At 65.8% G+C, this 22,954-nt stretch carries 27 protein-coding genes, 1 tRNA gene and 1 pseudogene; 21 read left to right on the forward strand and 8 right to left on the reverse strand.

Annotated elements, in window-relative coordinates; all coding sequences use genetic code 11:
* Positions 1-104 precede the first annotated feature (104 nt).
* From KRR38_RS02185 to KRR38_RS02200, 4 genes are all read left to right on the forward strand, one after another.
* A complete protein-coding gene (locus tag KRR38_RS02185) occupies positions 105-476 on the forward strand; it encodes a PilZ domain-containing protein (protein WP_217398181.1) in 372 nt (123 codons plus the stop codon).
* A gap of 81 nt (positions 477-557) precedes the next feature.
* A complete protein-coding gene (locus KRR38_RS02190; RefSeq protein WP_254514610.1) occupies positions 558-1,232 on the forward strand; it encodes a helix-turn-helix domain-containing protein in 675 nt (224 codons plus the stop codon).
* Between the two features lie 276 nt (positions 1,233-1,508).
* On the forward strand, positions 1,509-2,432 hold the full coding sequence (locus KRR38_RS02195) for a sensor domain-containing diguanylate cyclase (protein WP_217398183.1): 924 nt from the start codon (positions 1,509-1,511) through the stop codon (positions 2,430-2,432).
* Between the two features lie 46 nt (positions 2,433-2,478).
* Positions 2,479-3,426 (forward strand): glutaminase, encoded by a 948-nt coding sequence (locus KRR38_RS02200; protein WP_217407080.1) that lies wholly within the window; start codon positions 2,479-2,481, stop codon positions 3,424-3,426.
* A 6-nt stretch (positions 3,427-3,432) separates the two neighbouring features.
* Here KRR38_RS02200 and KRR38_RS02205 read toward each other — a convergent pair whose 3' ends face one another.
* Positions 3,433-4,095, reverse strand: a complete 663-nt coding sequence (locus tag KRR38_RS02205) for a hypothetical protein (RefSeq protein WP_217398185.1) — start codon at positions 4,093-4,095, stop codon at positions 3,433-3,435.
* Between KRR38_RS02205 and KRR38_RS02210 the strand changes: the two genes are divergently transcribed.
* On the forward strand, positions 4,088-4,546 hold the full coding sequence (locus KRR38_RS02210) for a hypothetical protein (protein ID WP_217398187.1): 459 nt from the start codon (positions 4,088-4,090) through the stop codon (positions 4,544-4,546). The two genes, KRR38_RS02205 and KRR38_RS02210, sit on opposite strands and share 8 nt — an antisense overlap.
* A gap of 106 nt (positions 4,547-4,652) precedes the next feature.
* Here KRR38_RS02210 and gloB read toward each other — a convergent pair.
* Together gloB and rpsA are read right to left on the reverse strand one after the other, a co-directional pair.
* Positions 4,653-5,428 (reverse strand): annotated as a pseudogene (gene gloB / locus KRR38_RS02215) (hydroxyacylglutathione hydrolase).
* 510 nt (positions 5,429-5,938) lie between these two features.
* The gene (gene rpsA / locus KRR38_RS02220; protein WP_217398189.1) at positions 5,939-7,660 is read right to left on the reverse strand and encodes a 30S ribosomal protein S1; all 1,722 of its coding nucleotides are present in this window, start codon (positions 7,658-7,660) and stop codon (positions 5,939-5,941) included.
* A 276-nt stretch (positions 7,661-7,936) separates the two neighbouring features.
* Here rpsA and KRR38_RS02225 point away from each other — a divergent pair, with 276 nt between their 5' ends.
* Entirely contained in the window at positions 7,937-9,238 is a 1,302-nt protein-coding gene (locus tag KRR38_RS02225) for an adenylate/guanylate cyclase domain-containing protein (protein ID WP_217398191.1), read from the forward strand.
* On the opposite strand, the gene KRR38_RS02230 is transcribed toward KRR38_RS02225, so the two are convergent.
* Genes KRR38_RS02230 through aroA form a run of 3 tightly spaced genes read right to left on the reverse strand, consistent with a single transcriptional unit; the run spans position 9,222 to position 11,430 of the window.
* The gene (locus KRR38_RS02230) at positions 9,222-9,851 is read right to left on the reverse strand and encodes a d(CMP) kinase (RefSeq protein WP_217398193.1); all 630 of its coding nucleotides are present in this window, start codon (positions 9,849-9,851) and stop codon (positions 9,222-9,224) included. The two genes, KRR38_RS02225 and KRR38_RS02230, sit on opposite strands and share 17 nt — an antisense overlap.
* Positions 9,848-10,114, reverse strand: a complete 267-nt coding sequence (locus KRR38_RS02235) for a permease (protein WP_217398195.1) — start codon at positions 10,112-10,114, stop codon at positions 9,848-9,850. The genes KRR38_RS02230 and KRR38_RS02235 overlap by 4 nt, the downstream gene beginning before the upstream one ends.
* Complete coding sequence (aroA, locus tag KRR38_RS02240) at positions 10,111-11,430, reverse strand: 3-phosphoshikimate 1-carboxyvinyltransferase (protein ID WP_217407081.1); 1,320 nt, start codon at positions 11,428-11,430, stop codon at positions 10,111-10,113. The genes KRR38_RS02235 and aroA overlap by 4 nt, the downstream gene beginning before the upstream one ends.
* 197 nt (positions 11,431-11,627) lie before the next feature.
* On the opposite strand from aroA, the gene KRR38_RS02245 reads away from it, so the two are divergent.
* The 5 genes from KRR38_RS02245 to rimM all read left to right on the forward strand — a co-directional run bounded on the left by KRR38_RS02245 (position 11,628) and on the right by rimM (position 14,774).
* Positions 11,628-11,945: a TIGR02300 family protein gene (locus KRR38_RS02245; protein ID WP_217398197.1), complete on the forward strand. Its 318-nt coding sequence runs from the start codon at positions 11,628-11,630 to the stop codon at positions 11,943-11,945.
* Between the two features lie 100 nt (positions 11,946-12,045).
* A tRNA-Ala gene (locus KRR38_RS02250) sits at positions 12,046-12,121 on the forward strand.
* A gap of 165 nt (positions 12,122-12,286) precedes the next feature.
* The gene (gene ffh, locus KRR38_RS02255; RefSeq protein ID WP_217398199.1) at positions 12,287-13,729 is read left to right on the forward strand and encodes a signal recognition particle protein; all 1,443 of its coding nucleotides are present in this window, start codon (positions 12,287-12,289) and stop codon (positions 13,727-13,729) included.
* Between the two features lie 31 nt (positions 13,730-13,760).
* Positions 13,761-14,264, forward strand: coding sequence for a 30S ribosomal protein S16 (gene rpsP / locus KRR38_RS02260; protein ID WP_217398201.1), 504 nt, complete (start codon positions 13,761-13,763; stop codon positions 14,262-14,264).
* Between the two features lie 6 nt (positions 14,265-14,270).
* On the forward strand, positions 14,271-14,774 hold the full coding sequence (gene rimM, locus KRR38_RS02265; protein ID WP_217398203.1) for a ribosome maturation factor RimM: 504 nt from the start codon (positions 14,271-14,273) through the stop codon (positions 14,772-14,774).
* A 3-nt stretch (positions 14,775-14,777) separates the two neighbouring features.
* Here rimM and KRR38_RS02270 read toward each other — a convergent pair whose 3' ends face one another.
* Positions 14,778-14,927 carry a hypothetical protein gene (locus tag KRR38_RS02270; protein ID WP_217398205.1) on the reverse strand — a complete coding sequence of 50 codons (150 nt, stop codon included), beginning with the start codon at positions 14,925-14,927 and terminating at the stop codon, positions 14,778-14,780.
* Positions 14,928-15,145: 218 nt separating this feature from the next.
* Here KRR38_RS02270 and KRR38_RS02275 point away from each other — a divergent pair, with 218 nt between their 5' ends.
* The 6 genes from KRR38_RS02275 to KRR38_RS02300 all read left to right on the forward strand — a co-directional run bounded on the left by KRR38_RS02275 (position 15,146) and on the right by KRR38_RS02300 (position 18,329).
* On the forward strand, positions 15,146-15,415 hold the full coding sequence (locus tag KRR38_RS02275; RefSeq protein ID WP_217398207.1) for a hypothetical protein: 270 nt from the start codon (positions 15,146-15,148) through the stop codon (positions 15,413-15,415).
* Positions 15,412-15,798 (forward strand): type II toxin-antitoxin system VapC family toxin, encoded by a 387-nt coding sequence (locus KRR38_RS02280; protein ID WP_217398209.1) that lies wholly within the window; start codon positions 15,412-15,414, stop codon positions 15,796-15,798. Before KRR38_RS02275 ends, KRR38_RS02280 begins: the two co-directional genes overlap by 4 nt.
* Positions 15,799-15,800: 2 nt before the next feature.
* The gene (locus KRR38_RS02285; RefSeq protein ID WP_217398210.1) at positions 15,801-16,082 is read left to right on the forward strand and encodes a hypothetical protein; all 282 of its coding nucleotides are present in this window, start codon (positions 15,801-15,803) and stop codon (positions 16,080-16,082) included.
* Complete coding sequence (gene trmD / locus KRR38_RS02290; protein WP_217398212.1) at positions 16,079-16,825, forward strand: tRNA (guanosine(37)-N1)-methyltransferase TrmD; 747 nt, start codon at positions 16,079-16,081, stop codon at positions 16,823-16,825. Before KRR38_RS02285 ends, trmD begins: the two co-directional genes overlap by 4 nt.
* Positions 16,822-17,196, forward strand: a complete 375-nt coding sequence (rplS, locus tag KRR38_RS02295; protein ID WP_217398214.1) for a 50S ribosomal protein L19 — start codon at positions 16,822-16,824, stop codon at positions 17,194-17,196. The genes trmD and rplS overlap by 4 nt, the downstream gene beginning before the upstream one ends.
* 107 nt (positions 17,197-17,303) lie before the next feature.
* Positions 17,304-18,329, forward strand: coding sequence for an aspartate-semialdehyde dehydrogenase (locus tag KRR38_RS02300; protein ID WP_217398220.1), 1,026 nt, complete (start codon positions 17,304-17,306; stop codon positions 18,327-18,329).
* 69 nt (positions 18,330-18,398) lie between these two features.
* Here the strand turns inward: KRR38_RS02300 and KRR38_RS02305 are convergent, their stop codons facing one another.
* Positions 18,399-19,037, reverse strand: a complete 639-nt coding sequence (locus tag KRR38_RS02305; RefSeq protein WP_217398222.1) for a hypothetical protein — start codon at positions 19,035-19,037, stop codon at positions 18,399-18,401.
* Between the two features lie 188 nt (positions 19,038-19,225).
* Between KRR38_RS02305 and KRR38_RS02310 the strand changes: the two genes are divergently transcribed.
* The 4 genes from KRR38_RS02310 (at position 19,226) to KRR38_RS02325 (ending at position 22,948) form a co-directional block, all read left to right on the forward strand.
* On the forward strand, positions 19,226-19,672 hold the full coding sequence (locus KRR38_RS02310; RefSeq protein ID WP_217398225.1) for a GFA family protein: 447 nt from the start codon (positions 19,226-19,228) through the stop codon (positions 19,670-19,672).
* Positions 19,669-20,424: an alpha/beta fold hydrolase gene (locus tag KRR38_RS02315; RefSeq protein WP_217398227.1), complete on the forward strand. Its 756-nt coding sequence runs from the start codon at positions 19,669-19,671 to the stop codon at positions 20,422-20,424. The genes KRR38_RS02310 and KRR38_RS02315 overlap by 4 nt, the downstream gene beginning before the upstream one ends.
* Positions 20,425-20,470: 46 nt before the next feature.
* On the forward strand, positions 20,471-22,279 hold the full coding sequence (locus tag KRR38_RS02320; protein WP_217398229.1) for a M2 family metallopeptidase: 1,809 nt from the start codon (positions 20,471-20,473) through the stop codon (positions 22,277-22,279).
* 246 nt (positions 22,280-22,525) lie between these two features.
* Positions 22,526-22,948 (forward strand): hypothetical protein, encoded by a 423-nt coding sequence (locus KRR38_RS02325; protein WP_217398232.1) that lies wholly within the window; start codon positions 22,526-22,528, stop codon positions 22,946-22,948.
* Positions 22,949-22,954 lie beyond the last annotated feature (6 nt).

Here is a 22,954-nt window from a genome sequence, read left to right on the forward strand (position 1 = left end):
AGTTCTGCGGGGGGTTTTCGTTTGTGGGGCTCGCCAGATCCGCGCGCCGTTTACCGCTCGTTAGCTTCCAGCGGCGATCTTCCTCCGCGAAAGGGGGGCCGCATATGGCCTGGTTCGCGTTGCAGGCGGAATTCTCGGATGGCCCCGACGGCGCGGGCCGGCGCCGCGCCGATCGCCGGACAGCGACACGCCGCAAGCTCGCTTTCGATTCCCTGGCCGTCCCTGCCGGGCCGGCGGCGAAAGTCGTCGTGCTGGACCTGTCCGAGGCCGGCTTGATGCTGCACGCGCAGGACGATCTCGCCGTTGGCGAGGTGTTCGAGGTGGCGTTGCCCGGGGCGGAGGCGATCGAGGCGCGCGTCGTGTGGAAGCGGACCACGCTCTACGGCTGCAGATTCCTCTCGCCGGTATCGCGGGGCATGATCAGCGCCATCGTGCTTAAAGCTCGGTCGGGCGCTCCCATAGCGACCGGATGTTAGCGCGAGGCGGTGAATGGAGCGCGGAGATAGCGAAAAGTTAACTGCCTTGGGCCGACATTTCTCCCACTTCGGGAGATAGTAATGATGGTTATCGCAGCACATTTCGAGGATGCGCAGACAACGGCTGGCCGGCCGCGTGAGCCGCGTCGCAAGCTGCAGTTGGAAGCGCGCGGCGCCTTGCCCTCGGGCGACGCCTCGAGCGTGCTGATTCACGACATATCGCAAACCGGCATGTTGCTCGAAAGTCCGGTCGCCCTGGCGATCGACGAGCGGATTGGTGTCGAGCTGCCCCATGCCGGCGAGACCTGGGCGAAAGTCGTCTGGCACAGCGGCAAGCTGTTCGGCTGCGAGTTTCACACGCCGATCTCCGCCGCCGCGCTGAGCGCCGCTCAACTGCGCAGTGCGGTCGGCCAGCCGGTCGATCTCACACCCCAGCGGCGGCAGGATGCCGCCCCCGATGCCTCGTTCGGCGCCCGGCTCGAACGGCTGCGCAAGGCCCGCGGCATCAGCCAGGCGCATATCGCCAACCGCCTCGGCGTCAGCAAGCCGACGGTCTGGGCCTGGGAGCACGGCAAGGCCCGCCCGGTCGGCAGCCGGATAGCGGCGCTGGCGGACGTGCTGGGCGTGGGCAGCGCCGAACTCGTGTCGTCCAACGGGACGTCCGAGCTCGACGATCTGCTTACCCGCAGCCGCGATCAGATCGCCGCGGCTGTCGGCACGACCCCCGAAAAAGTGCGGATCTGGGTCGAACTCTAGGCCCACTTCGCAAGACGAAATGCCCCCCACGCACGACGATCAGTTGAATCTGCTTCTCAAAATGAAAAATTATGGTAAATGATTCGTAAGTAACGGATTTCATTAGAGAACGTTATATAACGTTTCTAATTTAAATCGGTCACTTTGCTTTTACATGAGGGGCAAAAGCCGTGCGTATTATGTTTGGATCTGTTTTCTAGAGCAGCGCTATTAGTTCGGGTTAGCTAAACAAAAGGCTACGGTTCAATCGTCACGGGCGCCGGGGGGCATTCGACGATGAAAGTGAAGATAACCCAGCGGGAGAGCTCCGCGCTCTACCGGCTGCTGGCAGACACGACTTCGGACATCATTCTCAAGACGGATCGCAAGGGCTTCATCGTTCACGCCTCGCCGGCGATCGAACGGTTGGGCATTTCGCTGCCGTCGATGCTGATCGGGCCGCATATCCAGGATATCGTCCATCCCGCAAGCGCGGCGGAGATCGAGGGCCGGCACCAGGACGCGATCGAGGGGCGCCAGGGCGCCGACTGGATGGAATTCCCGGCCCTGACCAGCGACCGTACCGAGCGCTGGTTCGAGATCCAGATGCGCCGCCTCGTCGACGACCGGCAGCGGGTCTATGGTGCGCTCAGCATCATGCGCTCGATCGAGGAGCGGCGCTCGTTCGAGGAGCAGCTCTTCGCCGCGGCGATGACCGATCCGCTGACCCGGCTTACCAACCGCAGCGCCTTCATGACGATGCTGCGCCATGTCGTCGAGGAGAGGGGCGGCGAGGGCTGCGTGGCGCTGATCGCGCTCGATCACCTGAAGGCGATCAACATGAAGCACGGCCAGACGGCCGGCGACGAAGCGCTTGTGGCCTTCTCCGAGGTGGTGCGCAGCCATCTTCGCGCGCAGGACATCATCTCGCGGATCGGCGGCGATAGCCTCGGCGTGCTGCTGCCGGCGGCGAGCGCCGAGCAGGCCGAAGCGGTCTGCGCGCGGATCGTCGGTGTGCTCTCGGAAAAGCGCCAGATCGCCGGCGGCGGCACGCTCTCACTGACCGCAAGCGCCGGCGTCGCGCGGATCGAGCGCTCGGTCGACGATACCTTGAGGCGGGCCGAGATGGCGCTGTTCTTCGCCAAGTCCGGCGGCCGCAACCGGCTGGAAATCGACGGCAAGCTGCAGCGCGGCTGGTCGTGGAAACCGGGGAACGCCTGACGCGCAATCCCTCGCCTCGTCCCGGACCCGATGCTATCGACGCGTGATGGATGGGCTGGACGTCATCGTCGGGGAAATCGCCGCGGAAATGGCCGCGGCGGCGGAGCGTGGCAAAGTCGCCGACTATATTCCCGATCTGGCTTCGGTCTCGCCGCGCCATTTCGGCATCGCCGTGATCATGGCGGACGGCACGTGCCACGTCGCGGGCGATGCCGACCTGGCCTTTTCGATCCAGAGCATCACCAAGGTCTTCACACTGACCATGGCGCTGGGCGCGGTCGGCGATGCCCTGTGGAAGCGCGTCGGGCGCGAGCCTTCGGGCTCTGCGTTCAATTCGATCGTCCAGCTCGAGACCGAGCACGGCATCCCGCGCAACCCCTTCATCAATGCCGGGGCGATCGTCGTCGCCGACGTGCTGCTGGCACGCCACCAGCCCGGCGAGGTGATCGCCGAATTCCTCCGCTTCATGCGCACCTTGGCGGGCGACGAGTCCATCGTCATCGATCACGAAGTGGCGCAGGGCGAGCAGCGGACGGGCTTCCGCAACATGGCGCTGGCCAATTACATGCGTGCCTTCGGCAACGTGCATCACCCGACCGAAAACACGCTGGGGATCTATTTCCACCAGTGCGCGCTTGCGATGAGCTGCCGCCAGCTGGCCCAGGCCGGGCGTTTCCTTATGAACGGCGGGCGCAATCCCGAGACCGGGCGCTCGGTGGTATCCGCGCAGCGCGCGCGGCGCATCCTGGCGCTGATGCTGTCCTGCGGCCACTACGACGGCTCGGGCGAGTTCGCCTACCGTGTCGGCCTGCCGGGCAAGTCGGGGGTCGGCGGCGGGATACTGGCGATCGCGCCGGGCGTGGCCTCGATCGCGGTTTGGTCGCCGGGGCTCAACGAACGGGGCAATTCGCAGCTCGGCACCCTGGCGCTCGAACGGCTGGTCCAGCGGACCGGCTGGTCGGTGTTCGAGCCGGTCGTGCAGTGCGGGGTTTGATCGGGTTTATTTGATCCCCAGGATCAGCCGGTCGTTGTCGTTGAACCGCACGGCGATGCCGGCCTCGCGCAGTTCGTTGAACGTCATGTAGCTCTGCGCCGCCTGCGACGCGCTGAGCTTCTGGTAGAGCACCGGATCGAGCGAGGGCTGCACCGCGGCGAGCAGGTCGGCGAGGCGGATCGAGATGTTCTCGCCGTCGCGGATCAGCAGCGAGACCTTGCCCACCGAGGTGCCGTTGACCGTCGTTGCGACGTCGAAGGTGAGGCCTTGTGCGGTCCGGCGATAGCGGCTGACGCCATCGTCGTCCTGCATGCGGATGCCGGTCATGCCGACCGGCGAGGCGGCGCGCGGCGCGGCTTCTGCCAGCGAAGAGCGGTCCGGGGCCATCGAGAGCGCGGGGCGGGCGGGCTGAAGCGCATCCAGCCGCTCGGTCCCCGAAGGAGGAGGCGCGTCGTCGCCGTTCATCCGTGCAAGCGCGGCGCGGCTGTCGGCATCGACCATCGGGATGGCCTTGGGCGCCGGACTGGCCGTGATCGTGCGCATCGCGGCCGAATAGTCGGCCTCGCTGATGCCCCGCGCGACGGCCAGGCCTGGGGCCGGGGCCTTGCGCTGGGGAGCGCTCGCCTTGGGCGCGCTCATCCGAGACGGGGCGACCTGGGGCATGCTCATTGGCGCTGCGCTGACCTGGGGTGCCGCGCTCATCGGCGGCGATGCTTCGGCGGCGAGCGGAACCATGCGCAGCGGCGCAGCGGCCGGCTTGGGCAGGCTCTGCGGGATGGCGGGGGCGATGGTGCCGAGATCCGGCGCGATCGCACCGAGACGGCTGGCGGTAAAGCCCAGCAGAATCGTCGAACCTCTGGTGCCTGGGCCGGGTCAGCGGGGCTGGCGGCGGCAGGACGATGCGGACGGTCTTGGCATGGACCGCAGTCGGTACCGCTGCTGGGGCGAGCACCGGCGGGGTCAGGCTACGGACGGGCTCGGGGCGCGGCTCGATCGGCTCGGCGATGGCGGCGACGCCCGCGCTGGTGACCAGAAAGGCCGCCAGGGCAGGGGCTGCCGCTTTCGCGGGCCCGGCGACGAAGCGCCAACTGGCCTTGACCTCCATGAGTCGTTCCCGTGAAATGGTGCCGCAGGTTAGCTGCGTTAACCATAACACGAAAGCGTCTTTTCAGCGGGTTAACGTCCACCGCGGGCGTATCGCAGGCGGGACAGCGATTAACCGCGCTCTAGAAACTGTCCTTGGCACTGCGCAGCGCGGCAAACGTCGCAACGGGATCGCCGACCTTGCCGCCCTGATCCGCCCAGCGCCTCTGCAACGCCGGATCGTCGGCGCGCAGGAAGGGATTGGCAGCGAGCTCGCGGGCCAGGTTGGTGGGCACGGTCCATTTGCCTTCGGCGCGGCAGGCTTCGACCTTCGCGGCGTAGCGCTGCAGTCGCTCGTTGTCGGGATCGGCGTGGAGCGCGAAGCGGGCGTTCGACTGGGTATATTCGTGCGCGCAGTAGAGCAGCGTCTCGGGGGGCAATGCCTTGAGCCGCGACAGGCTTGCCCAAAACTGCGGCGCCGTGCCCTCGAACATGCGCCCGCAGCCCAGCGAGAACAGCGATCGCCGACGAAGGCGAGGCAGGCGCCGGGCACATGATAGGCTATGTGCCCGTTGGTGTGGCCGCCGACGTCGATTACGTGGGCTTCCCAGTCGCCGATCTGGACGACGTCGCCCTGTCTCACCGTGCGGTCGATGCCTTCGATCTTGTCTGCCTCGGCGGCGGGAGCGACGATGCTGCAGCCGGTCGCCGCCTTGATCGCGGCGTTGCCGCCGGCGTGGTCGGGGTGCCAGTGCGTGTTCCAGATCTGGGTGATCTGCCAGTGCTTCTTGCCGGCCTCGCGCAAATAGGCCTCGGCATCGGGCGTATCGATGCAGACCGTCTCCTCGCTCTCCGGATCGTGCAGCAGGAAGCCGTAGTTGTCGGACAGGCAGGCGAACTGGTGGACTTCCAGGGGCATCGGGACTCTCCTCAAAGCCCATGTAGGTTAGGCGGCGGATGAGCAAAAGCCCGTCCAGCGGGATGCAGGACGATTGTGAGCCCGGTCAGGAGCCAGTCTGCTTCTTCCTTCGTGCGACCCGCGCCGCCAAATACTGATCGAGTTCGCGTGTGAGCATGATTCCCAAGTACAGAAACACCCACCAATGTCGGTAGTCAGGTGCCCAGATGAAAATCGCAATCACCCCGCATAACATGCCGATTTGCAGCGTTAATCTGAGCCAGGCGGGCATGAAGGTTGGCAGGGGACCCGGAGAAATACTTCGGCCGTTGGAGTCTCGACGATCCCCATACTGCTTCAAGCCCCGCAGAAACACGCCCATGAAAGCGAGAAAAAGTGGGATTGTGAGTAATAAACGCCAGTCCATCTCGTATAAATTACATCATAGGCTCACAAAGCAAAAGCCCGCCCGGATCGCTCCGGACGGGCCTTTGTTTGGCTAGCTGAGCCCCGCTTGCGCGGGAGCGCAGATTACGAGCGGTTCTTCAGCGCTTCGCCGAGGATGTCGCCGAGCGAGGCACCCGAGTCCGACGAACCGTACTGCTCGACGGCTTCCTTCTCTTCGGCCAGCTGGCGGGCCTTGATCGAGAAGTTGGGCTTCTTCGAGCGGTCGAAACCGGTGACCATGGCATCGACCTTCTGGCCGACCTGGAAACGGTCCGAACGCTGCTCGTCGCGATCGCGGCCGAGGTCCGAGCGCTTGATGAAGCCGGTCGCGCCGTCTTCGCCCTGCTGCACTTCGAGGCCGCCATCGCGGACTTCGAGGACGGTGACGGTGACGACTTCGCCGCGACGCAGCGAACCACCGCCCGCGGCACCGCCGGCAGCAGCGCCGCCGACAGCCGGGGCACCCTTCTCGAGCTGCTTCATGCCGAGGCTGATGCGCTCCTTCTCGACGTCGACGTCGAGAACCACGGCCGAGACCTGCTCGCCCTTGCGGTGCAGAGCCAGCGCGTCCTCGCCCGAGATGCCCCAGGCGATGTCCGACATGTGGACCATGCCGTCGACGTCGCCGTCGAGGCCGATGAACAGGCCGAACTCGGTGGCGTTCTTGACTTCGCCTTCGACGATCGAACCGACCGGGTGCTTCTCGGCGAAGCCTTCCCAGGGGTTCTGCTGGGCCTGCTTCAGGCCCAGGCTGATGCGGCGCTTGTCGCTATCGACCTCGAGCACCAGCACGTCGACTTCCTGCGAGGTCGAGACGATCTTGCCGGGGTGGACGTTCTTCTTGGTCCAGGACATTTCCGAAACGTGGACCAGGCCTTCGATGCCCGGCTCCAGCTCGACGAAGGCGCCGTATTCGGTGATGTTGGTGACCACGCCGCGCAGCTTGGCGCCGACCGGGTACTTGGCGGCAACGCCTTCCCAGGGATCGCTTTCGAGCTGCTTCATGCCGAGGCTGATGCGCTGCGTGTCCTGGTTGATGCGGACGATCTGGACGCGGACGGTGTCACCGATGTTGATGACTTCGCTCGGGTGGTTGACGCGCTTGTAGCTCATGTCGGTGACATGGAGCAGGCCGTCGATGCCGCCGAGGTCGACGAAGGCGCCGTAGTCGGTGATGTTCTTGACGACGCCGTCGATGATCTGGCCTTCGACCAGGTTCTGGATCAGGCCCGAACGCTGCTCGGCGCGGGTTTCCTCGAGGACGGCGCGGCGCGACACGACGATGTTGCCGCGGCGGCGATCCATCTTGAGGATCTGGAAGGGCTGGGGAACGTCCATCAGCGGCTGCACGTCGCGAACCGGACGGATGTCGACCTGCGAGCCGGGCAGGAAGGCCACGGCGCCGTCGAGGTCGACGGTGAAGCCGCCCTTGACGCGGCCGAAGATCACGCCTTCGACGCGCTTGCCTTCGCCGAACTCGTTCTCGAGCTTGTCCCAGGCGGCTTCGCGGCGAGCGCGGTCGCGGCTGAGCATCGCTTCGCCTTCGGAATTCTCGACGCGGTCGACATAGACTTCGACTTCATCGCCGACCGACAGGCCGTGCGGCTGGCCGGGCATGGCGAATTCGCGCAGGGCAACGCGGCCCTCGCTCTTCAGGCCGACGTCGATGACGGCCTTGTCGTTTTCGATCGCGGTGACGGTGCCCTTGACGACGCGGCCTTCGAAGCCGCCGCCGGCGGCGCCGCCGAGCGATTCGTCAAGAAGCGCGGCGAAATCGTCGCGCGTGGGGTTTGCCGTAGAGGCCATTCAGTGTTTCCTACGTCTATGTTTCCGGCCAGGCGGTTTTGTCCGCCGGTCTTTCTCCGCATACGGCACCATGCCGGATACGGGCCAAAAGGGCCGATGTCTCCGCCAGGCCGGATGCCGAGGCGAAGGCTCGCGGGGCCGGAGCCCGTTGAACCGGGCGCGCTTAGGCGCGGACGGCGCGAAAAGCAAGGAAAATGGGGGCGAAAGACCGTCATGCAGGGAAACGCGACGGTAAGTCTTTGCTGCTAGACCGCGGCCGGGCGCCAGGGGTTCGTTATGCAGCCGATGCACAAAGGCAGGTTCGCCGATCCGGCGGTGGAAGAGCGGTTCCAGCAGGTGGGACGCCGTTACCGCGTGCCCTTCGTGCGCGTCTACGGCGTGCTCTTCATGCTGATCGCGCTGGCCTACTCGGTGTCGAACCCGCTGCTGCTGGCCCCCGCGGCCAATGCGCGGGTGGCGGTCTGGCTGGGGCTGACCCTTTTGGTCGCCGGGGCCTATGTCGGCGCGACGTTCTGGGATGGCTACGTCCGCAAGCCGGTGGTCGATTTCTCCTGTCTTGTCCTGCTCCAGCTGCTGATCGGCCAAGTCAATGTGACCCTCTTCGAACATCTGGCCAACGTTCAGGCCCACCTGCATGCGGTCGCGACGATCAACCGCCTGGCGGTGACCGCCTTCGCCGCGGTGACGCTCGCTGCGCGGCCGCGGCTGTTCTTGCTCTGGCTCGGTTGTGACGTGCTCCAGTGGCTCGGCCAGATCTTCGCCGACGGAACATTTCCGGCCGAGATCGTCTATGCCCTGCTAAGCTATGTCAGCGGCGCCGTCGTAATGGTGGCGATCAACCTGGCCATCGGCGTGTCGAGCCGCTGGGCCTTCGCTCTGGCCGAAGCGCTCGATGTGGAGCGCGGCAAGAACGAGGCGATGGTCCACAACATGCTGCCCGCCGCCGCGGTCGAGAAGATCCGCGATGGCCGCATGGTCGCCGATGCCTATGCCGACGTCAGCGTGATCTTCATCGACATGGTCGGCTTCTCGAAGCTCGCCAAGCGCGTCTCGCCCGGGCACCTGGTCGAACTGCTCAACGGCTTCTTCAATCATGCCGATCGCTGCGCTGCCGAGCATGGCGTGGAGAAGGTCAAGACGATCGGCGACGCCTATCTCGCGATTGCCGGCGGCAACGTGGCCTGCGGCAACAGCGCCGATGCCGCCATCGCTTTCGCCCGCGCGGTGCTTGCCGGGGTCGACGAGATCGGCCGCGTCGCCGGGGTCGAGGTCGGCCTGCGCATCGGCATCCATAGCGGGCCCGTGGTCGGCGGCGTCATCGGTGCGACGCGCATGGCCTACGACTATTGGGGCGAGACGATGAACATCGCCGCGCGGATCGAAAGCACGGCGCCGGTCAACGGCATCGCCATTTCCGAAAGAACCTGGTTGCGCGCCCGCGACCGTGCCGATTTCGGCGCGCCGCGTTCGGAATTGCTCAAGGGCGTGGGCGATACCTGCGTGTTCCACGCCGGGCCGGCCCAGCCTGACGACCTCGCTCCCGATCCCGAACTGCCCGGGATCAGCGCCGCGGCGTGATCCGGCTTTCGACCAGCGCGATGGCGCGGTCGATCGAGGCCTGGGCCGAGAGATCGGAATTGTCGAGCAGCAGCGCGTCGTCGGCCTGGCGCAGCGGCGCTTCCTTGCGATTGCGGTCGCGCTCGTCGCGCAAGGAGAGGTCGGCGGCGATGGCATCGATATCGGCCTCGCGCCCCGAGTTCACCATTTCGAGATAGCGCCGCTTGGCACGCGCCTCGACGCTGGCGGTGACGAAGAGCTTGGCTTCGGCCTCGGGCACGATGACCGTGCCGATGTCGCGCCCGTCCAGCACCGCGCCACCTTCCTGGGTGGCAAAGGCGCGCTGGCGTTCGTAGAGCGCCTCACGCACGGCATGATGCACCGAGACACGGCTGGCGAGGCCGCCGGTGGCTTCGGAGCGCAGTTCGGGATCGCCGAGCAGGGTGGGAGGAAAGGCGCAGGCGGCGAGGGCGTCGGCCTCGCTGTCAGGATCGCCGCCCGCGAGCAGCACCTGATAGCCGACCGCGCGGTAGAGCAGTCCGGTGTCAAGATGGGGCAGCCCGTAATGCGCTGCGAGTGCCCTGGCGATCGTGCCCTTGCCCGAAGCGGTCGGGCCATCGACGGCGATGATCACGAAGTACGACCTCCCTGGCCGCCACGGCCGAGGAAGGCCTTGACCAGCCCCCAGATCGCCACGCCGCCCCAGACGAATTCGAGCGCCATCGAGGCGGGGTTCATGTTCTTGAGCAGCGAAATGCCGAGCAGCACCGCGCCTGCCAGGTTGGTGCCGTGCTGGAGCCAGGGGCTCGGGTTCGCCTTTCCGGTCTGGTAGGCATAGGCGAAGACCACGCAGGCCATGCCCGCGAAGCCGGCGATGTTGGCTTCGAGTTCGGTCATGCCGAAAGCCCGTCGAGCAAGGTCTCGAACATCGGGAAGCTGGTGGCGATCGGCCTCGTGTCGTCGACTTCGACGCCCGCCTTGCTGACGAGGCCGGCGACGGCCATCGACATGGCGATGCGGTGGTCGAGGTGGGTGGCGACCGAGTGATTGCCGCTGCCGCGCAGGGGCTCGCCGCCGGTCCCGTCGATGGTCAGGCCGTCCTCGGTCTCCTGCACCCGCGCGCCGGCGGCGGTTAGCGCCTCTGCCATGACGGCGAGGCGGTCCGATTCCTTGACCCGCAATTCATCGAGGCCGGTGGTGACGGTCCGTCCTTCGGCCAGCGCGGCGGCGACGAAGAGCACGGGGAATTCGTCGACCATACTCGGGACCACGGCGGGATCGACTTCGATTCCCTTGAGCTCCGAATGTCTGACCAGCAGGTCGGCCACGGGTTCGCCGCCGACTTCGCGCGGGTTCACTTCGGTGATGTCGCCGCCCATCTGGCGCAGCACTTCGATCAGCCCGGCGCGGGTGGCGTTGAGGCCGACGTTCTCGATCGTCAGCTCGCTGCCCGGCACGACCAGCGCGGCGACGATGAAGAAAGCGGCCGAGGAGGGATCGCCGGGAACCTCGATGCGCTGCGGTTGCAGCTCGGCTTCACCGCGGATGCGGATCGTGCGCGTGCCGCTTGTATCGACCTCGACCGTGAGTTCGGCGCCGAAGCCCTTGAGCATGCGTTCGGAATGGTCGCGGGTCGGCACCGGCTCGATCACCGTGGTGATTCCCGGCGTGTTCAGCCCGGCGAGCAGCACCGCGCTCTTCACCTGGGCCGAGGCCACGGGCAGGCGGTATTCGATCGGCACCGCCGGCGAAGCGCCGCGCAGCATCAGGGGGAGCGTGCCGCCGGGCGAGGCGGTGATGTCGGCGCCCATCAGCGAGAGCGGATCGGTCACGCGCTTCATCGGCCGCTTCGACAGGCTGGCGTCGCCGACGAAGGTCGCGGTGATCGGATGCGAGGCGACGAGGCCCATGAGCAGCCGCGTAGAGGTGCCGCTGTTGCCCATATCGAGCGCCGCCTGCGGTTGCAGCAGCGAGCCGACGCCGACGCCGTGGACCAGCCATTCGCCTTCGCCGGTGCGCTCTACCTGCGCACCCATCGCGCGCATCGCAGCGGCCGTCGCCAGCACGTCCTCGCCTTCGAGCAGCCCCGAAATCCGGCTCTCGCCCACCGCCAGGGCGGACAGCATCAGCGAGCGGTGGCTGATCGACTTGTCGCCCGGCACGCGGATGCGTCCCTTCAGCGGGCCGCTCGCGGCGAATCGGCGCGGGCGCATCTGCGAAGGGTCGGCTGCGGTCACGGGCGGGACTATCCTGCAAGAGCTAAAATCGCGCGGCTTTTGACAGCGCTCACCACCTATGGCAAGGCGCGCGCCCTGTGAGACTTGGGCGCTTGATTTCGGCGCCAGTGGTCACCATCAACACCACAGTTTCCGGCTCTCTGCATCCGTGGCGAGCCTAGCGAGGAATTTTCATGGTCAAGGCTGAATGGGGCGCCAAGCACGGCTGCCCGAAATGCGGCACCCGCTTCTACGATCTGGGCAAGGACGATCCCGTCACCTGCATCGAGTGCGGCTATGCCTGGAACCCGGAGCCGGTGCTGAAGTCGAAGCAGCCGATCCCCTATGAGCAACTCCAGAAGGAGAAGGTCGAAGTCGTCGAAGACAACGATCTGGCCGATGAGGATCTGGACATCGATGACGACGGCGATTCGCCCGACAACGATGTCGATCTCGGCGGCGACGACGATCTGGGCGTTGCCGGCGTCGATGATGACGGGGACGAGCATTAAACCTCTTGCCAAGCTCGGGAGCCCCCACTAAGGGCGTGCCTCCCGAGCCGAGGCAAGGGAATCGGAGATCTCCCCAAGGTCGCCGGTGATGAATGGAAATGGGGCCTTAGCTCAGCTGGGAGAGCGCCTGCATGGCATGCAGGAGGTCAGCGGTTCGATCCCGCTAGGCTCCACCATTCAGAAGGATTCTAGTGAGATCTGGTTCGGGCCGGGCGACGGTCCGGTTCGATCCAAATCTCACTATGCTTCGGGGCCCACAAGCCTCCGAAGGGTGAACAGATAGCACGCTGGCTGACGAGGTTTCGTCCGCCGGCGTTTTTGGCTTTGGAGTAGGCGGACCTATGTTCGATACACTGTCAGACCGGCTCGGCGGCGTGTTCGACAAGCTGCGCGGGCGCGGCGCCCTGAAGGAACAGGACGTCCGCGATGCCATGCGCGAGGTGCGCATCGCGCTGCTCGAGGCCGACGTCGCGCTGCCCGTCGTCCGCCGCTTCATCGATGATGTCACCGAAAAGGCCGTCGGCGCCTCGGTCCTGAAGTCGGTCACGCCCGGCCAGCAGGTCGTCAAGATCGTCAACGACGCGCTGGTCGAAATGCTCGGCGGCGACCAGACCGTCGGGCTCGAGCTCGACCACGTTCCGCCCGTCGTCATCCTCATGGTCGGCCTCCAGGGCTCGGGCAAGACGACCACTACCGCCAAGCTCGCCAAGCTGCTCAAGGAGAAGCAGGGCAAGAAGGCGATGATGGCCTCGCTCGACGTCAACCGCCCGGCCGCGCAGGAGCAGCTCGCGGTGCTCGGCGAGCAGGTCGGCGTTGCCACCCTGCCGATCATCGCCGGCCAGCAGCCGGTCGACATCGCCACGCGCGCGCTCCAGGCGGCCAAGCTCCAGGCCGTGGGCGTGCTGTTGCTCGACACCGCGGGCCGCCTCCACGTCGACGATCAGCTGATGGCCGAGATGAAGGCGGTTGCCGCCATCTCGGCTCCCAAGGAAACGCTGCTCGTCGTCGATTCGCTGACCGGCCAGGACGCGGTCAACGTCGCGCAGAGCTTTGCCGGCCAGGTCGACCTCACCGGCGTCATCCTCACCCGCATGGACGGCGATGCCCGCGGCGGCGCGGCGCTGTCGATGCGCCATGTCACGGGCAAGCCGATCAAGTTTGCCGGTACCGGCGAAAAGCTCGACGCGATCGAGCCCTTCCATCCCTCGCGCGTCGCCGGCCGCATCCTCGGCATGGGCGACATCGTCTCGATCGTGGAGAAGGCCGCCGCGCACATCCAGGAGGAAGAGGCCGAGCGCATGGCCCAGCGCATGGCGAAGGGTCAGTTCGACATGAACGACCTGCGCATGCAGCTGAAGCAGATGCAGAACATGGGCGGCATCGGCGCGCTCGCAGGCATGATCCCCGGCATGAAGAAGGCCAAGGCGGCCATGGCCCAGTCGGGCATGGACGACCGCGTGCTGCTGCGCATGGACGCGATCATCGGCTCGATGACGCCGAAGGAGCGCACGCGCCCCGACCTGCTCAACGCCAAGCGCAAGATCCGCATCGCCAACGGTTCGGGCGTCCAGGTTCAGGACGTCAACAAGCTCATCAAGATGCACCAGGAAATGGAGCGCGCGATGAAGCAGATCAAGAAGATGGGCGGCATCAAGGGCCTCGGCGCGCTGTTTGGCAAGGGCGGCCTCGGTGCGGCCATGCCGGGTCTCGGTGGCGGCGGTGGTCTGCCCGGCCTCGGTGGCGGAGGCGGTGCGCCAGACCTCACGAATTTTTTGAAGAAATAAGTTTTAGCAATTGATTGAAAGGTAGAATTCTATGTCGGTTTCCATTCGTCTGTCGCGCGGCGGCTCCAAGAAGCGCCCGTACTACAAGGTCGTCGTCTCGAACAGCCGCGCCCCGCGCGACGGCAAGTATCTCGAGCAGCTGGGCACCTACAACCCGCTGCTCGCCAAGGACGACGTCAACCGCGTCCGCCTGATCGAGGACCGCATCAAGTACTGGCTGGGCGTCGGCGCGCAGCCGACCGACCGCGTCGCGCGCATGCTCGACAAGGCCGGCATCAAGGAGCGTGCGGCCACCAATAACCCGACCAAGGCCGAGCCGGGCAAGAAGGCCAAGGACCGCGCCGAGGAGAAGGCCGAGAAGCTGCGTGAGGCCGAAGAGGCCGCCGCCGCTGCTGCCGCCGCTCCCGCGGTCGAGGAAGTTGCCGAGGAAGCCCCTGCTGCCGAGGAAGCCGTCAACGAAGCCACGCCCGACAGCGATGCCGGCGACACCGGCGAAGTGGCCGGCGAAAGCTCGCAGGAACCGGCCGAAGGCTAAGGCGGCATGAGCGACCGCCCCGTCACGCTCGCCGTCATCACCGGCGCGCATGGCGTGACGGGCGAGGTCCGGCTCAAGTTGTTCGGTGAAGGCGTGGCGGCGCTCAAGCGCTACCGCGCCTTCAACGATTCAAAGCTTTCGGTTGAAAAGCTCAAGGACGACGGCAAGGGCGGCGCCATCGCGCGCTTCGCCGAAGTGCCCGACCGCTCCGCCGCGGAAAAGCTGCGCGGAACCGCGCTGACGGTCCCGCGCTCGGCGCTGCCGCCGCTGGGCGAGGGCGAATACTACCACGCCGATCTGTTGGGCCTGCCCGCGGTCTCCACCAGGGGCGAGGCGCTGGGCACCTGTGTCGCGGTAGAGAACTTCGGCGCGGGGGACGTGCTCGAGATCGAGCGGCCGTACGAGGAAGGCAAGAAGGCAACGCGCTTCATGGTGCCGATGCGGCTGGAAGCGGTTCCGGAATGGAATGAAGAACGCCTGCTGATCGAGGCCGCATACGCGGCCGAATAGAGGCTAGCGCTGCGCAGTGTTCCAGGGGGCCGACCAGCGCTGGCGCTGCAGCACTTCGAACGGCAGCAGGATGGCCTGGGCATAACGCTGGCCCACCGCGACGAGCGCGGTTTCCCGCGATCCATATAAACCCGGCTGATAAGAACGGCTCATGTCTCTTCTCCTTCGAATGCTCGGAAAGAGCGGGTTCGATATGGAGAGTCTGCGCCCATGCGTCCAACAAAAGGCCCGGCGAATTACATCAGTACACCTTATGATTTCTGACTCGGCGCCTAATGCGAGGACTGGCTCGGGAACGGTGCCATCTCGAAGGCAGAATATTGACGCGTTCCTGCAATTAGTATATACATCATGTATATACGGAGGCCGTGATGGGCAAGGAATACACTGCCAAGAGCTTCAAATCGGGAAACTCGGTGGCGATCCGCATGCCTGCCGCCCTCGGGATCGAGCCGGACAAGGAGTGGATCGCCGAGTGGGTCGACGGCGAACTGCATCTGCGGGCCAAGGCTCCGGCCAAACGGAAGATCGACGTCAGCGGTTTCGCAGGGAAAGCGCCAGGGCTTCGCCTAGCGCCGCGCGAGGATTTCGAAGAGCGGCCCAGCGCCATAGCTGCGCGTAAGGCGGCAGGCCTCGAGTGATCCGCTATCTGATAGATGCCAATTCTGCCGTCTATGCCATGAACGTCGGGCATGGTCCGTTGATCGATCGCCTGGCGGACTGCGAGATTGGCGAGGTTGCGATATCGGTCATCAGCTATGCCGAGGTGGCCTATGGAACCTACGTTGGCAAACCGCCGGCGGCAGAAGTTCTAGAAGCCTTTATTCAAGCAATCCCGCTCGTGCCGTTCGATGAGGGCGCGGCGCGCGAGTACGCTCGCTTGCCGTTTAAGCGTGCCCGCTTCGATCGCTTGCTTGCCGCGCACGCTTTGAGCATCGGCGCGACTGTGGTTACCAACAATGAGGCCGATTTCGTAGACGTGCCAGGGCTAAAGGTTGAGAACTGGACGGAGCCGGGGTGCTAGATTTGCTCTTCATTCCCTTTGTTTCGCTGGTGGCGGGTTGGGCCGTATCTTGGTTCATGGTTGTCCTGACCCGACGGCCATGGGTGGCATATATGGCCGTCTCCGCGGTTACGATCGGCTTGGCATACCGCGTCATGGGGTTCGGCTTGGCCTTCGCGCGCGAGCCAGTGGAGTTTGGCGAGTTCGTCCTGCTCGTCTCGATGATGAGCGGAGCTCTTCTGATCTTTTCGTTGCTCGGAGGCTGGATTTCGGTGCGCGAGTGGCGCAGGCGCACGCGGGCATGACCTTCGCTGCCACCGTCCTCACGCTCTATCCCGAGATGTTTCCCGGCCCGCTCGGCGTCTCGCTTGCCAATCGTGCGCGCGAGGAGGGGAAGTGGTCGCTCGATACGGTGCAGATCCGCGACTTCGCGATCGACAAGCACCGCACGGTCGATGACACGCCGGCCGGCGGCGGGGCGGGAATGGTGCTGCGGGTGGATGTGCTGGCAGCGGCTGTTGACCACGCGCTGAGCCTCCACCCCGACTGCCCGGTCATCGCCATGACTCCCCGAGGAAAGCCGCTCGATCAGGCCCGTGTGCGCCAGCTTTCCGCCGGCCCCGGCGTCACCGTTCTCTGCGGCCGTTTCGAGGGTTTCGACGAGCGGATCTTCGCCGCGCGTGCCATCGAGGAGGTCTCGATCGGCGACATCGTCCTCTCGGGCGGCGAGCCGGCGGCGCTGATGCTTCTCGACGCTTGCATTCGGCTGCTTCCCGGCGTAATGGGCGCGCCTTCCAGTGGGGCCGAGGAGTCGTTCGAAAGCGGCCTTCTCGAATATCCCCACTATACCCGTCCCGCTGAGTGGGAAGGGCGCACGATCCCCGAAGTGCTGCGATCGGGGGATCATGCGAAGATCGCGGCCTGGCGGAAACACCAGGCGGAAGTCGATACTCGGTCACGCAGGCCGGACCTTTGGGAGCGCCACAAGGGCGTTCGGGTTCAGTCTGCCTCTGGCGCGCGGCGTGAAAATGAGGACCAGGGTCAATGAACCTGATTCAGCAGATCGAGGCCGAGGAAATCGCCAAGGCCGCGAAGGATATTCCGGAATTCCGTCCGGGCGACACCCTCCGCGTCGGCGTCCGCGTCGTCGAAGGCGAGCGCACCCGCGTTCAGGCCTACGAGGGCGTCTGCATCGCCCGTTCCAACAAGGGCATCGGCTCGAACTTCACCGTGCGCAAGATGTCGTTCGGTGAGGGCGTCGAGCGCGTTTTCCCGCTCTATTCGCCGAACATCGATAGCATCACCGTCGTCCGCAAGGGCGTCGTGCGTCGTGCGAAGCTCTATTACCTGCGCGGCCGCACCGGCAAGCGCGCGCGTATTGCCGAGCGCCGCGACGTCCGGACCGGCGAAGCCGGCTGAGGTTGCGCGGAGGCTGATCGCACCTAGATCAGTCCGGCAGACAGACCGAAAGGGCCGGCTCCCATCTGCGGAGACCGGCCTTTTCTTTATTCTTCGAGGAACAGACCATGGGTTACCGGGTAGTTGTCGTGGGCGCGACGGGCAATGTCGGCCGCGAAATGCTGAACATCCTCGCCGAGCGCGAGTTTCCCTGCGACGAGATCGCCGCCGTGGCGTCGAGCCGCTCGACGGGCAGCGAGATCGAGTTCGGCGACACCGGCCGCATGCTCAAGTGCAAGAACCTCGAGCATTTCGACTTCACCGGCTGGGACATCGCGCTGTTCGCCGCGGGCTCTGAACCGACCAAGATCTATGCGCCCAAGGCGGCCGCGGCCGGCTGCGTGGTAATCGACAACTCGTCGCTCTACCGCATGGACCCCGACGTGCCGCTGATCGTGCCCGAGGTGAACCCGGATGCGATCGACGGCTATAAGAAGAAGAACATCATCGCCAACCCCAACTGCTCGACCGCGCAGATGGTGGTCGCACTCAAGCCGCTGCACGATGCGGCGAAGATCACGCGCGTGGTGGTCTCGACCTATCAGTCGACCTCGGGCGCGGGCAAGGCGGGCATGGACGAGCTGTTCGAGCAGAGCCGTGCGATCTTCGTCGGCGATCCGGTCGAGCCCAGGAAGTTCCCCAAGCAGATCGCCTTCAACGTGATCCCGCACATCGACGTGTTCCTCGATGACGGTTTCACCAAGGAAGAGTGGAAGATGGTCGTCGAGACCAAGAAGATCCTCGATCCCAAGATCAAGGTCGTCGCCACCTGCGTGCGCGTGCCGGTCTTCGTAGGTCATTCCGAAGCGATCAATCTCGAATTCGAGAACGAGATCTCGGCCAAGAAGGCGCAGTCGATCCTGCGCGAGGCGCCGGGCGTCATGCTGATCGATAAGCGCGAGGACGGCGGCTATGTCACACCGATCGAATGCGTCGGCGACGGCGCGACCTATGTCAGCCGCGTGCGCGAGGACCCGACGGTCGACAACGGCCTGGTGATCTGGTGCGTCTCGGACAACCTGCGCAAGGGCGCGGCGCTCAACGCGGTGCAGATCGCCGAATTGCTCGGCCGCCGGCACTTAAAGAAGGGCTGATAATTCTGAACGCATAAAAATGGGCCCGCCCTCGCGAGAGGACGGGCCCATTTTCAATGCGATGGGTTTTTAGTTTACGGCCTGCTTGACCGTGGTCGTGGTCGTCGTTGCGGTGGCCGGCGGGGCGGTGCGCGTCGTCGTGGTCTTGCGCGTTACCGTCCGGGCAGCCTTGCGCGGCGCCGTGGCCTGCTGCGTCGTCACGGTCGTCTCGACCGCGGCCGGCTGCGACTGCGCGGCGATGCGCGCGGCATTGGCTTCGGCGGCCGAGCGGGCAGCCGAGTTCTCGGCCGACGCAGCGCGGGCATTGGCGTCGGCGGCCTGGTTCTGCGCGGCTACGGCCTGCTGCTGCGCGGCGTTTACGTCGGCGTCGCGCGAAGCGTTGGCATTGGCCACCGCGGCGTCCTTGCGGTGCTGCATTTCACCGATCGTCGCGTCGGCCAACGCGCCCGCGTGGATTGCATCGTTGATCGCGGTCGACTTGTGGCTGGCGCTCAGGTTCTCCTTGGCGCGAGCAAGCGCCGCGCGCGCTTCGGCAGTGCGCTCGGGCATATCGGTGGCGGAGCCCATCTGCTCGGCCGTGTGGATCTTGGCCTCGGCGGCAGCGATCGCCTCGCGCGCCCGGTCGGCCTTGCCGGCATAGGCGGGCGTGACGGTCAGCGTCATGGCGGTGGCTGCGAGCAGCGGCGCGATAAAAGACTTGCGAAACATGGCATTCTCCTCGTGATAACCTTGGGGCCTCGAGCCTCGAATGCCCCCCGCCCGATCAACCGTTCGCGCCGAGCGCTGTTCCGTCGGCTGCAACGCTTCGTCGCATATGGGGGCTCGGCTCGACCCGGGTTCATCGGGGAGAAAGCTCCATCGTTGGCGCAAAGCGGCGGAGAGGCTAGGCAGACGGCATGACCAAGACTCTCACTGGCGGCTGCCAATGTAGCCGCGTTCGCTATACGGCGACGATCGAGAACGACGACGCCTACCTCTGCCATTGCCGCATGTGCCAGCGCGCGACCGGCGGCTTCGCGGCCGCCTTCGTCAACCTGCCGCTGGCCGGCCTGACTTGGGACCGCGCCGCCGACTGGTACCAGAGCTCGCCGATCGCGCACCGCCCGTTCTGCTCGGCCTGCGGCACGCCGCTGGGCTTTGCCTTCCTAAAGAACGCGCAGGGCATCGACATTACCGTCGGGAGCTTCGACGATCCCTCCGCCTTCGTGCCGACCCAGCATTCGGGTGTGGAATCGATGCACGAGGCCTGGCTCGACACCGCCGGCCTGCCGCGCCAGAGGAGCACGGAGATCGAGAGCGTGGTCGGCCACTGGAAAGCCGCGGGCATGGAGATACCGGAGTGAGCGAAGCGCGTGTCGAATTCGTTGAAGGTGTCGGCGGTGCCCGTCTGGCCGTGCATCGGCTGGGGGAAGGGCGGCCCGTGCTGCTGCTGCACGGGCTATTCTCCAGCGCTTTGGTCAACTGGATCAAGTTCGGCCACGCCGCGCGGCTGGCCGAGGCGGGATTCGAGGCGATCATGCCCGATCTGCGCGCGCACGGCCAAAGCGATGCGCCGCACGATCCCGCAGCCTATCCCGCCGACGTGCTGGTCAAGGACGTGCTGGCCGTGGTCGCAGCCTGCGGGCTGACCGACTTCGACCTCGGCGGCTTCTCGCTCGGCGCGCGGACGTCGGTGCGTACCGTGCTAGCCGGGCTCAGGCCGCGGCGGCTGGTGCTCGGCGGCATGGGGATCGAGGGGCTGGGTGAATGGTCGCGGCGCAGCGCCTTCTTCGTCGGCGCGATCGACCGCTTTGATGAGATCCAGCGTGGCGATCCCGAATATATCGCGCAGCAGTTCATGAAGTCGCAGAAGATCGACCGCGTCGCGTCGCGGCTGCTGCTAGGCTCGGTCGATGATACCCCGCGCGAGGCGCTGCAGGAACTGACCATGCCGACGCTGGTCGTCTGCGGTGCCGAGGATGACGACAACGGCTCCGCGCCCACGCTGGCCGCAACGCTGCCCGACGGGCACTACGTCGAGGTGCCGGGCACGCACATGTCCTCGGTGACCAAGCCCCAGCTCGGCGAGGCGATCGTGCGCTTCCTGTTGGGCTGACATTGTTGTAAGCGATAATTTTACAAGAATATGGGAGGTTGCACTCATGCATAAACTGGTGTCGATCGCTGCTCTCGGGGCGGCGCTTGCGGCGAGTCCCGCCATGGCCCAGAATCAAACCGCGCCCCAGACTCCGCAGGCTTTCGTCACCCAGGCCGAGGCGGCCTTCAACAAGGCGACGATCGAGGCCGCGCAGGCCGACTGGGTCTACCAGACCTATATCACCCCCGACACCGAAGCGCTGACCGCGCGGGCCGGCGCCAAGCTGACCGAAATGCAGGTCGCCAATGCGGTGATCGCGGCCAAATATGCCGCTACCGCCGGACTCGACTACGATACGACGCGCAAGCTCAGCCGCATGCGCACGGCCATCGTCCTGCCCGCGCCTGTCCGTCCCGGCGCGGCCGAGGAAGCGGCGACGCTGACCGCGCGGCTCCAGGGCATCTACGGCAAGGGGCAGGGCACCTTGAACGGCAAGCCGATCAACGGCTCCGACATCGAGGCGGCGATGGGCACCAACCGCAACCCGGCCGAGCTCAAGGAGATGTGGACCAGCTGGCACGACAACGTCGGCAAGCCGATGGCTGGCGACTATGCCAAGCTCGTCTCGGTGACCAACGAGGGCGCCAAGGATCTCGGCTTTGCCGACACCGGCGCGCTCTGGCGGTCTAACTACGACATGACCCCCGAAGCTTTCGCCGCGCTCACCGAGAAGCTGTGGAACGAGGTCAAGCCGCTCTACGAGCAGCTTCACTGCTATACGCGGACCAAGCTCAGCGAACGCTACGGCGACGCCGTCCAGGCCAAGACCGGCCCGATCCGCGCCGACCTGCTCGGCAACATGTGGGCGCAGGAATGGGGCAACATCTACGACATCGTCGCGCCGCCGGGCGCGGGCGACGTCGGCTACGATACGACCAAGCTGCTCGTCGACAAGGGCTATGACCCGCTGAAGATGGTCAAGACGGGCGAGGGCTTCTTCTCCTCGCTGGGCTTCGCGCCGCTGCCCAAGACCTTCTGGGAACGCTCGCAGTTCACCAAGCCCGCCGACCGCGAGGTGGTCTGTCACGCCTCGGCCTGGGACATCGACAATGTCGAGGACCTGCGCGTCAAGATGTGCATCAAGGTCAACGGCGACGACTTCACCACGATCCACCACGAACTCGGCCACAACTACTACCAGCGCGCCTACAACAAGCAGCCGGCGCTCTATCTCGACGGCGCCAACGATGGCTTCCACGAGGCGATCGGCGATACCATCGCGCTGTCGATCACGCCCGAATATCTTGTCCAGATCGGCCTGCTCGACCGGTCGCAGGTGCCCAGCGCCGACAAGGACATCGGCCTGCTGCTGCGCCAGGGCATGGACAAGGTCGCCTTCCTGCCCTTCGGCCTGATGATCGACCGCTGGCGCTGGTCGGTGTTCTCGGGCGAGGTCTCGCCGGCGAATTACGAGAAGGCGTGGAACGACATGCGCCTCAAGTACCAGGGCATTGTCCCGCCGTCCGAGCGGCCTGCCGATGCCTTCGATCCGGGCGCCAAGTACCACATCCCGGCCGGCGTGCCCTATACGCGCTACTTCCTCGCACGGATCCTCCAGTTCCAGTTCTACGAGGCGGCCTGCAGGATCTCGGGCTGGAAGGGGCCGCTCCATCGCTGCTCGTTCTACGGCAACAAGCAGGTCGGCGAGCGGCTGAACGCCATGCTGGAGATGGGCGCCTCGAAGCCCTGGCCCGATGCGCTCCAGGCCTTCACCGGGACGCGCGAGATCAGCGGCAAGCCGATGATCCGCTACTTCGCGCCGCTGACGCGCTGGCTCGAGCAGCAGAACAAGGGCAAGCAGTGCGGATGGTAGGTTAGGGGAGGTTCCGCACTCCTCTCCATTCCAGCCCATTCCCCTTCCCGTCGCCCCTGCGGAGGCAGGGGCCTGGATAAGCTCGCCTCAACACCGCCACGGCAGCGCTTAGGCGTGAGGTCGGATGGACCCCTGCCTCCGCAGGGGCGACGGGGGTGAGCGGACAGGGAACTCCCTCACCGCTCCGTTCATTGCGCCTAAAGGGCAAGCGAGTCAGTGTCAGAGAGAAGTCGCTGGAGCCCAACAATGAAAACAATCGCTTATCTGGCCGCTGGTTGCGCCGCCATGCTCGCAATGCCGGCCTTTGCCCAAAGCACGCCCTATAGCCCTCGCTACGAAAGTCGGACCACCGGCGGCTCGCCGGACATCGAGCGGCAGATTCAAAGTCTCGACGATGCAATCTACTCGGCGGATCGGCAGCGCCGGATTTCGCCAAGCCAGGCGGACGCCTATATTCGCGAGCTGCGCGACATCGAAACGCAGTTGCTCGATGTGCGCGAGCGGACGTTCAGCGGGCGTAGCGACGATAGCGACCGGCAGCCCAGTCCGGCGCCGTCCTATCGCGAGCCCGACCCCTATCCCAGCCAGGACGATCAGCGCGACAGTCGCGAGCCGCCTGCGGCGCCGGCTTCGCGCGACAGTAGCGATTGGAACAGCGAGCATTCGTAACCGGGG

This window comes from Novosphingobium sp. G106, assembly GCF_019075875.1.
In the GTDB taxonomy this organism is placed as follows: Bacteria; Pseudomonadota; Alphaproteobacteria; order Sphingomonadales; family Sphingomonadaceae; genus Novosphingobium.